We start from the raw sequence: 10,002 nt of genomic DNA on the forward strand, positions 1-10,002 counted from the left end.
GGTCGGTGGTTGCCGGTAGAACTGGAGGCATGAGCGACACGACGCCCGCGGACTCGACGTTCGAGACGATCGACCCCGCCGCACTCGACGCGGCGCAGGCGCAGCGCGAGGTCGACCGGCTGCGGTCGCTGATCAACGACCTGCGGCACGCCTACTACGACGAGAACGGCTCGACGGTCGCGGACGGCGACTACGACGCGCTCGTCCACCGACTCGACGCGATCGAGCGGCGCTTCCCGGAGCTGCTGACGGACGACAGCCCCACGCAGACCGTCGGCGGGCAGGCACAGACCGTGCAGTTCGCACCGGTCGAGCACGCCGAGCGCATGCTCAGCCTCGACAACGTGTTCAGCCCCGACGAACTCGTCGACTGGGCGGTGAAGGTGCAGCGCGACGCCGGCGCCGAGCGCGTCCGCTTCCTCACCGAGCTGAAGATCGACGGGCTCGCGATCAACCTGCGGTACGAGAACGGTCGGCTCGTCTCGGCCGCGACCCGCGGCGACGGCGTCGTCGGCGAGGACGTCACCGGCAACGTCCGCACGATGGGCACCATCCCGGACCGGCTGTCCGGCTCCGGCCACCCGCCGATCGTCGAGGTCCGTGGCGAGATCTTCTTCCCGGTCGAGCAGTTCGACGAACTCAACGCCAGGCAGCGCGACGCGGGCGAGCGGCTGTTCGCCAACCCGCGGAACGCCGCCGCCGGGTCCCTCCGCCAGAAGGAGGAGGGCAAGTCCGAGGCGAAGCGCGAACTCATGGTCGACCGGCTGCGCCGCCTCCGCATGCTCGTGCACGGCATCGGCGCGTGGCCCGTCCCCGAACTCGAGCGGGACACCGACGTCCGCGCACAGTCCGAGGTCTACGAGCTCCTCGCGACGTGGGGCCTGCCGACGAGTTCCCACTACCGGGTCTTCGACTCCATCGACGAGGTGCTGGCCTTCGTCAAGGACTACGGCGAGCGACGTGCCTCGGTCGAGCACCAGATCGACGGCATCGTGATCAAGGTCGACGACCTCGCCCTGCACGAGGAACTCGGGTCGACCTCGCGCGCACCCCGCTGGGCGATCGCGTACAAGTACCCGCCGGAAGAGGTCCACACGACCCTCCTCGACGTGGTCGTCAGCGTCGGCCGGACCGGTCGCGCGACACCGTTCGCGGTGATGGCCCCGGCCGAGGTCGCGGGCTCGGTCGTCCGTCAGGCCACGCTGCACAACCAGCAGGTCGTCAAGGCGAAGGGCGTCCTCATCGGGGACACCGTCGTGCTGCGCAAGGCCGGCGACGTCATCCCCGAGGTGCTCGGGCCGGTCGTCGAGCTCCGGGACGGCAGCGAGCGCGAGTTCGTGATGCCGACGAACTGCCCCGAGTGCGGCACACCCCTCGCCCCGGCGAAGGAGGGCGACATCGACCTCCGCTGCCCGAACGCGAAGAGCTGCCCGGCGCAGGTGCGCGGCCGCGTCGAGCACATCGCGTCGCGTGGGTCGCTCGACATCGAGGGGCTGGGCGAGGTCGCCGCGGCCGCCCTGACGCAGCCCCTGCACCCCGAGCAGCCGCCGCTCGACACCGAGGCCGGGCTGTTCGACCTGACGATGGAGGACATCGTCCCGATCGAGGTCATCGTCCGCGACGCCGAGACCGGCATGGAGAAGACCACCGACGACGGTGCGCCGAAGCGGGTCACCCCGTTCAGCCGGGCGCGCAAGAAGACCGATCCGCCGTTCGACCCCGACGCACGCGGAGCGGACTACACGGGCGAACCGAGCCGGTACCCGTCGAAGAACGCGTTCGAGATGCTCGCGAACATCGACGCCGCGAAGACCAAGCCGCTCTGGCGGATCATGGTCGGCCTGAGCATCCGGCACGTCGGTCCGGTGGCGGCGCGCGCGCTCGCGAACCACTTCGGCTCCCTCGACGCCATCCGGTCTGCCTCGCGCGAGGAACTCGCCGCGGTGGACGGTGTCGGCGGCATCATCGCGGACGCGCTGCTCGACTGGTTCGAGGTCGACTGGCACCGCGAGATCATCGACCGCTGGACGGCGGCCGGCGTGCAGTTCACGACACCCGGCCACCCCGGGCCCGGCGCCGCGGCCGTCGAGGGTGGTGTGCTCAGCGGGCTCACGGTGGTCGCGACCGGGTCTCTCGAGGGGTACAGCAGGGAAGGTGCGCAGGAAGCGATCATCGCCGCCGGTGGGAAGGCCGCCTCGAGCGTGAGCAAGAAGACGGACTTCGTCGCGGCGGGTCCCGGAGCCGGATCGAAGCTCACGAAGGCCGAGCAGCTCGGCGTCCGGATCATCGACGCCGAGCAGTTCCGGGTGCTCGTCACCGAGGGGCCGGCGGCGCTCGGCGACGCGGTAGACGACGAGGCCGAGGGCGGCACCGAGGGCTGAGTTCCGCTCAGGAGCACGACCGGGCACTGTCCGGCGACCGCGGCGCGCCATGTCCTGCACCCAGTTCAGGGGACAAGTTGCATCGCGCACGTCCCTCGGACGGGTATTCTCCATACACTTGACGGAGCATCACTCGTCGTCTGCAGGGAGGCGACGGGACGGCCTTCCCGGGGGAGACCCGAATGCTGCTCATCGCCGCGGCTCTGCTCACCGCCTCGATGCACTCATTCGGAGTGGTCGAGGCCCCGGTCGTGCCCGCCGTCCAGTCGGTTGCCGTCGTGCGCGCCGTCGCCGAGGTCCCTGAAGGACCCTCAGTACCCCGACCGGTCATGACCGGGGTACATCTCGCCGCGTCGGTCTCGGTGGTCGGCACGACGTCCGCGTCGGTCTCGGTGACCGGCACGATGTCCGCGCCGGTCTCGGTGGCCGGCACGACGTCCGCGCCGGTCTCGGGGACCAGCTCGATGTCCGCGCCGGGCGACGTCACCGTCGACCACGGTCGGGCGTTCCTCGACGACCTGTCCTCGCTCGACCGTGCGGACCTGTTCCGGGCCGATCGCGACCGGCGCGTGCTCGCGACCGCCGAGGACGACCCGCCGACCGCCGCCGAGGTGGCCGCCTGGTGGTCGGGACTCGACGACGACGAGCGCGAGGCGCTGACCTCCTGCGCACCGTCCGTCATCGGCAACCTCGACGGCGTGCCGTACGCCGAACGCGACCGCGCGAACCGAGCCGTCCTCGCCCGCGGACTCGCCGACGCCGCCGCCGGTGCCGCCGTGAAGGCCATGCTCGGCCAGGTCCGCGACGCGCTCGTGCACGAGGTCGGCGCCCCGGACCGTTCCCTCATCACGCTCGACACCCGGGGGTCCGGTCGGGCCGCCATCGCCGTCGGTGACCTGGCGACCGCCGCCGACGTGACGGTCGTGGTCCCCGGGATGTTCTTCACCGTCACCGGGCAGATGGCGGACTTCACGAACACCGCGAACGACCTGTACACCGAACAGGCGACGGTCGCCGGGCTGGCGGCTCCCGGGTCGGGGAACGGCGTCGCCGTGGTGGCCTGGATGGGCTACCGCACGCCGGACCTGTCGAACATCATGTCCCTCGGCCTCGCGAAGACCGGTGCCGACCGGCTCGCGCGCACGGTCGGCGGACTCCGAGCGGTCCGAGCCGGCGACGAGCCGCGGGTGAACATCGTCGCCCACTCGTACGGGTCGACCACCGCGCTCATGGCGCTGGCGTCCGGACGGATGCGCGCGGACTCGTTGACCGTCCTGGGGTCCCCGGGGAGCGACGTCCGCTCCGCCGCCGACCTGGCCGTCGGCAGCGGGCAGGTCTTCGTCGGCGACGCGCACAGCGACCCGGTCGCCGGGTCCGGGTACTTCGGCACCGACCCGGGAGCCGCGGGGTTCGGCTCGACCGTGCTCGACCTGACCGGCGGCGTCGACGCCCAGGACGCCGGTGACGTCTTCCGTCGACCGGTCGGCCACAACGACTACCTCAAGCCGGGGACCGCGTCGCTGCACGACGTGGCGCTCATCGCCGTCGGTCGGGGCGACCTCGTCCGCGAGCAGGTGCGTCGGGGCGAGCGCGGCGGTGAGGGGATGCCGCAGGCGTCGCCGGACATGTACCTCGTGCGACCACAGGACCTCCAGCCCCGCGACTGATCCTGGGTGGCAACCTGAACACGGGCGCAGCCAGGACTCGTTCCGCGGCAGAACCAGTCCAGACCGCCCTCGTACCGTGCCCCCATGCGTGTGGTGCGATGGCCTGGTGCTCTCCTGACGTTCGTGGCGATGTCGGCGCTGGCCGGCATGCTCGTCGCCGTGGCGGTCACGCCCGCGGTCGCCGTCGCCGGTGAGGGGACGTCCGGTGCCGTGTCCTTCTTCGAGGACCTGCCGAGCTACCTCGACATCCAGACGCCGCAGCAGGTGTCGTCCGTCTACGCGACGAAGGACGGGCACCAGGTCAAGATCGCGTCGTTCTACGCCGAGAACCGCACCACGGTGGCGTCCGACGCGATGGCGAAGTCCCTCAAGCAGGCGGCGATCGACACCGAGGACCCGCGCTTCTACGACGAGGGCGGCATCGACGTCGTCGGGACGCTCCGGGGCGCGGCGGCGACGGTCGTCGGCGGGGACGTGCAGGGCGGGTCGAGCATCACCCAGCAGTACGTCAAGAACGTCCTCGTGCAGCAGTGCGAGGAGCTCACCGGCAAGGACGCGGCCGACACCGAGAAGAAGGTCGCCGCCTGCTACCAGGACGCGGCCGGCGTGACGCCGCAGCGCAAGCTCCAGGAGATGCGGTACGCGATCGCCGTGAACAAGAAGTACTCGAAGGACCAGATCCTCACCGGGTACCTCAACCTCGTCGGGCTCGGTGGCCGGGTCTACGGCGCCGAGGCCGGTGCCGAGTACTACTTCGGCGTGCACGCGAAGGACCTCTCGCTCGTGCAGTCCGCCACGCTCGTCGCCATCCTGAACAACCCGTCGAACCTGCGCATCGACCAGCCCACGAACACGGACAACGGCGCGAAGAACGGCTACGCCGCGACCAAGGAACGCCGCGACTACGTCCTGCAGCGGATGTACGTCCACCACGACATCACGAAGGCGCAGCTCGACCAGGCCAAGGCGACGCCGATCACGCCGAAGATCACCGCCACGGCGAACGGCTGCTCGTCGGCCGCGAGCGGGTACGACGCGGGCTACTTCTGCGACTACGTGCGCGATCAGGTGCTGCAGGACCCGGCGTTCGGCAAGACGGCCGCCGAGCGCATCGCGACGCTCGACACCAAGGGCCTCGAGATCCACACCTCGCTCGACCTCGACCTGCAGTCCCGGGCGCAGACCGCCCTGTCGACCTACGTCCCGTCGACGATGGCCGGCGTCGACGTCGGCGGGTCGAACGTCACGGTCGAGCCGGGGACGGGTCGGATCCTGTCGATGGTGCAGAACACCGCGTACACCCAGGGCGACACCGGCGCGGCCGGCTCCACCGCCGTCAACTACAGCGCCGACAGCGGCTACGGCAACTCCGGCGGCTTCCAGACCGGCTCCACCTACAAGGTGTTCACGCTCGCCGAGTGGCTCGCGACCGGGCACACGCTGTCGCAGTCGGTGTCGACGACGGAGCACACCTTCCAGAACTCCGAGTTCACGAACTCCTGCCAGAACGTCAGCGGCGGCACCTGGCCGGTGTCGAACGCCGAATCGGTGCCCGCGTCGATGACGGTGCAGGCGGCGACGTCCGAGTCGATCAACACCGCGTACGCCGCGATGGGCAAGCAGCTCGACCTGTGCAAGATCGCCGGGGTCGCCCAGGCGATGGGCATCCACCCGGCATCCGGCGGCGCGCTCGGACAGACCCCGTCGTCCATCCTCGGCGTGAACAACCTGTCGCCGATCGACCTCGCCGAGGCCTACGCGGGCTTCGCGAACGGCGGTGTCGTCTGCACGCCGACCGCGATCGACTCGGTCACCGAGGCCGACGGCACGACGATCACCCCGACGCCCGCGTCCTGCACGCGGGGCGTCGCGGCCGACGTGGCCGGCACGGTCGACTACGCGCTGCAGGGCGTCCTCACGGGCTCGGGCACGGCCGCGAGCGCGAACCCTGGTGACAGCGTCCCGAAGTTCGCCAAGACCGGGACGACCGACGGCGACGTGCAGAACTGGCTCGTCACCTCGAGCACGAAGTACACGAACGCGACGTGGATCGGCAACGTGCAGGGCAGCGTGAGCCTCGCGAACTGGCCGTTCCTGCAGGGGACCACCGGGTACAGCGCGAAGTTCGGCGTCGGGAGGTCGATGATGTCCTACCTCGACCAGACCGTCGGTGGCGGGACGCTGCCGACCCCGAACGCGGCGATGATCGGGCAGACCAGCCACACGTCGTCCAACTCGTCGTCCAACTCGTCGTCGGACGCGTCGTCGAACGGGTCGTCGGACTCCTCGGCCGGTGCGGCGGCTGACGGGTCGCCCAGTACGCCGACCGGCTCCACGCCGGGGGACTCCACGTCCACAGCGCAGCAGGGGCAGCAGCAGTCTCCCCAGAAGCAGACGGGGAAGCAGAAGGGCCACTGACGCTCCAATAGACTGGTGCGCAATCCACGAACCGATCGACGGAGCACCATGCCTGACATCACGAGCGAGCAGGTCGCCCACCTGGCGAACCTCGCACGTATCGCACTCACGCCCGAAGAGATCGAGAAGCTCACGGGGGAGCTGTCGCACATCGTCGACAGCGTCGCCAAGGTCACCGAGGTCGCGACCCCGGACGTGCCGGCGACGAGCCACCCCGTGCCGCTCGGCAACGTCACCCGACCCGACGTGGTGGGCCAGACCCTCACGCAGGAGCAGGCGCTCTCGGGCGCCCCCGACTCCGACGGCGAACGGTTCCGCGTGACGGCCATCCTCGGCGAAGAACAGTAGGGCGAAGACCAGTGACTGACGACATCACGAAGCTGAGCGCCGCTGCGCTCGCCGACGCCCTCGTGGCGCGCGACGTCTCGAGCGTCGAGGCGACCCAGGCGCACCTCGACCGCATCCAGGCGGTGGACGGCGACGTCCACGCCTTCCTGCACGTCAACCAGAACGCCATCGCGGCGGCGAAGTCGATCGACTCCCGCCGTGCCGCCGGGGACGACCTCGGTCCGCTCGCCGGCGTGCCGATCGCGATCAAGGACGTCCTGTGCACGCAGGACATGCCGACGACCTCCGGGTCGAAGATCCTCGAAGGCTGGGTGCCGCCCTACGACGCCACCCCGGTCGCGAAGCTCCGTGCCGCCGGTCTCGTCCCGCTCGGCAAGACCAACATGGACGAGTTCGCGATGGGCTCGACCACCGAGTTCTCGGCGTACGGCCCGACGCACAACCCGTGGGACCTCGACCGCATCCCCGGCGGCTCCGGCGGCGGTTCGGCGGCCGCGGTCGCCGCGCACGAGGCCCCGCTCGCCCTCGGTTCGGACACCGGCGGGTCCATCCGTCAGCCGGGTGCCGTCACCGGCACCGTCGGTGTGAAGCCCACGTACGGCGGCGTCAGCCGCTACGGTGCGATCGCCCTGGCGTCCAGCCTCGACCAGGTCGGCCCGGTGTCCCGGACCGTCCTCGACGCCGCGCTCCTGCACGACGTGATCGGCGGGCACGACCCCCGCGACTCCACGAGCATCCCCGACGCCTGGCCCTCGATGGCCGCCGCCGCGCGAGAAGGCCTGCAGGCCGACACGCTGCGCGGGCTGCGCGTGGGCGTGGTGAAGGAGCTGGCCGGTGGCGAGGGCTTCCAGGCCGGTGTCACCCAGCGCTTCCAGGAGACCGTGGCCCTGCTCGAGTCGGCCGGCGCCGTCGTCGTCGAGATCGACGCCCCCTCGTTCGCCTACGCGATCAGCGCGTACTACCTGATCCTCCCGGCCGAGGCGTCGTCGAACCTCGCGAAGTTCGACTCCGTCCGCTTCGGGCTCCGCGTGACGCCCGAGAACGGCGCCACCGTCGAGGACGTCATGGCCGCGACGCGCGAAGCCGGCTTCGGGCCCGAGGTGAAGCGCCGCATCATCCTCGGCACCTACGCGCTGAGCGCCGGCTACTACGACGCCTACTACGGGTCCGCGCAGAAGGTCCGGACGCTCGTCCAGCGCGACTTCCAGGCAGCGTTCGAGCAGGTCGACCTGCTCGTCAGCCCGTCGGCACCGACGACCGCGTTCCCGATCGGTGAGCGCATCGACGACCCGCTGGCGATGTACCTCAACGACCTGACGACGATCCCGGCGAACCTCGCGGGGGTCCCGGGCATGAGCATCCCGAACGGCCTCGCGCCCGAGGACTCCCTGCCCACGGGCGTCCAGCTCATGGCGCCGCAGCGCGAGGACGCACGGCTCTACCGCTACGGTGCCGCACTCGAGCGTCTGCTCGAGCAGCAGTGGGGCCACCCGCTCATCGACAGCATCCCGGACCTCGACCAGAGTCAGCAGTCCGCTGCGCAGGAAGGTGTGATCTGATGGCGCAGAAGGACGCGCTGATGGACTTCGACGAGGCACTCCGGCTGTACGAGCCGGTCCTCGGGTTCGAGGTCCACGTCGAGCTCGCGACGAAGACCAAGATGTTCTCCGACGCGCCGAACTTCTTCGGCGGCGAGCCGAACACGAACGTGACGCCGGTCGACCTCGGGCTGCCCGGGTCGCTGCCGGTCGTCAACGCCCAGGCCGTGCGCTACTCGATCCAGCTCGGGCTCGCGCTCGGCTGTTCGATCGCCGAGTCCTCGCGGTTCGCCCGGAAGAACTACTACTACCCGGACAACCCGAAGAACTACCAGATCTCGCAGTACGACGAGCCGATCGCCTACGAGGGCGAGGTCGAGGTCGAGCTCGCCGACGGCACGATCTTCCAGGTGCCGATCGAGCGCGCCCACATGGAGGAGGACGCCGGCAAGCTGACGCACGTCGGCGGTGCCACCGGTCGCATCCAGGGCGCCGAGTACTCGCTCGTCGACTACAACCGTGCCGGCGTGCCGCTCGTCGAGATCGTCACGAAGCCGATCTTCGGCGCCGAGGAACGCGCACCCGAGCTCGGCGCGGCGTACGTGCAGGTCATCCGCGACCTCGTCCGGGCGCTCGGCGTCTCCGAGGCCCGCATGGAGCGCGGCAACCTCCGGTGCGACGCGAACATCTCGCTGCGTCCCCGCGGTCAGGAGAAGCTCGGCACCCGCACCGAGACCAAGAACGTCAACTCCTTCCGCGCCGTCGAGCGCGCCATCCGCTACGAGATCCAGCGGCAGGCCGCGATCCTCGCCGCCGGCGGCTCGATCACGCAGGAGACCCGGCACTGGCACGAGGACACCGGCCGGACCTCGGCGGGCCGCCCGAAGTCGGACGCCGACGACTACCGCTACTTCCCGGAGCCCGACCTGCTCCCGGTGGTGCCGGACCCGGCCGTCATCGAGGAGCTCCGTGCCGCGCTGCCCGAGGCCCCGGTGGCGCGTCGCCGTCGACTCAAGGGCGACTGGGGCTTCACGGACCTCGAGTTCCAGGACGTCGTGAACGGTGGGCTCCTCGACGAGCTCGAGGGGACCGTCGCGGCCGGTGCCGCACCGCAGGCCGCGCGCAAGTGGTGGACGGGTGAGATCAGCCGTGTCGCGAACACGCAGGACGCCGCCCCCGGCGACCTCGTGTCACCGCAGCACGTGGCGGAGCTCATCGGCCTCGTCGAGTCCGGCGACCTGACCGACCGTCTGGCCCGCCAGGTGCTCGAGGGCGTCATCGCAGGCGAGGGATCGCCGGCGCAGGTCGTCGAGTCGCGTGGGCTCAAGGTCGTGTCGGACGACTCGGCGCTCACCGCCGCGGTCGACCAGGCGCTCGCCGCCCAGCCGGACGTCCTCGCCAAGATCCGGGACGGCAAGGTCCAGGCCGCCGGCGCCATCATCGGTGCCGTGATGAAGGCCATGCACGGCCAGGCGGACGCCGCTCGCGTCCGCGAGCTGGTGCTGGAGCGCGCGCAGCAGTCCTAGCAGCGCCCACGGGCAGTACGGGAGGGGGGGGGGGGGGGGGGCCCCCCCCCCCCCCCCCCCCCCCGCCCCCCCCCCCGCGCCCCCCCCCGGGCGCCGGCCCCCCCCCCCGGGCCGGGGGGGGGGG

Annotated in this window: 6 protein-coding genes; all 6 read left to right on the forward strand. The window is 71.1% G+C overall.

The genetic code is table 11. The annotated features are described in order from the left end of the window. Positions 1 to 29 precede the first annotated feature (29 nt). Entirely contained in the window at positions 30 to 2,381 is a 2,352-nt protein-coding gene (gene ligA, locus ACNQOV_RS07835; RefSeq protein WP_022907362.1) for an NAD-dependent DNA ligase LigA, read from the forward strand. 329 nt (positions 2,382 to 2,710) lie between these two features. Further along, positions 2,711 to 4,048, forward strand: a complete 1,338-nt coding sequence (locus tag ACNQOV_RS07840) for an alpha/beta hydrolase (RefSeq protein ID WP_416394048.1) — start codon at positions 2,711 to 2,713, stop codon at positions 4,046 to 4,048. Between the two features lie 84 nt (positions 4,049 to 4,132). Next, on the forward strand, positions 4,133 to 6,466 hold the full coding sequence (locus tag ACNQOV_RS07845) for a transglycosylase domain-containing protein (protein WP_416394049.1): 2,334 nt from the start codon (positions 4,133 to 4,135) through the stop codon (positions 6,464 to 6,466). A gap of 48 nt (positions 6,467 to 6,514) precedes the next feature. Beyond that, on the forward strand, positions 6,515 to 6,814 hold the full coding sequence (gene gatC, locus ACNQOV_RS07850) for an Asp-tRNA(Asn)/Glu-tRNA(Gln) amidotransferase subunit GatC (RefSeq protein ID WP_022907359.1): 300 nt from the start codon (positions 6,515 to 6,517) through the stop codon (positions 6,812 to 6,814). 11 nt (positions 6,815 to 6,825) lie between these two features. After that, on the forward strand, positions 6,826 to 8,373 hold the full coding sequence (gene gatA / locus ACNQOV_RS07855) for an Asp-tRNA(Asn)/Glu-tRNA(Gln) amidotransferase subunit GatA (RefSeq protein WP_402264370.1): 1,548 nt from the start codon (positions 6,826 to 6,828) through the stop codon (positions 8,371 to 8,373). Further along, positions 8,373 to 9,878: an Asp-tRNA(Asn)/Glu-tRNA(Gln) amidotransferase subunit GatB gene (gene gatB, locus ACNQOV_RS07860; RefSeq protein WP_416394050.1), complete on the forward strand. Its 1,506-nt coding sequence runs from the start codon at positions 8,373 to 8,375 to the stop codon at positions 9,876 to 9,878. Before gatA ends, gatB begins: the two co-directional genes overlap by 1 nt. The last annotated feature ends 124 nt before the right edge of the window (positions 9,879 to 10,002 follow it).

Origin of the sequence: Curtobacterium sp. LFS084, from assembly GCF_047977705.1 — a bacterium.
In the GTDB taxonomy this organism is placed as follows: domain Bacteria; phylum Actinomycetota; class Actinomycetes; order Actinomycetales; family Microbacteriaceae; genus Curtobacterium.

Bases quoted from the DNA above. Each gene is read 5' to 3' on its own strand.
- ligA (WP_022907362.1), top strand. From the start codon at position 30: ATGAGCGACACGACGCCCGCGGACTCGACGTTCGAGACGATCGACCCC.
- ACNQOV_RS07840 (WP_416394048.1), top strand. From the start codon at position 2,711: ATGACCGGGGTACATCTCGCCGCGTCGGTCTCGGTGGTCGGCACGACG.
- ACNQOV_RS07845 (WP_416394049.1), top strand. From the start codon at position 4,133: ATGCGTGTGGTGCGATGGCCTGGTGCTCTCCTGACGTTCGTGGCGATG.
- gatC (WP_022907359.1), top strand. From the start codon at position 6,515: ATGCCTGACATCACGAGCGAGCAGGTCGCCCACCTGGCGAACCTCGCA.
- gatB (WP_416394050.1), top strand. From the start codon at position 8,373: ATGGCGCAGAAGGACGCGCTGATGGACTTCGACGAGGCACTCCGGCTG.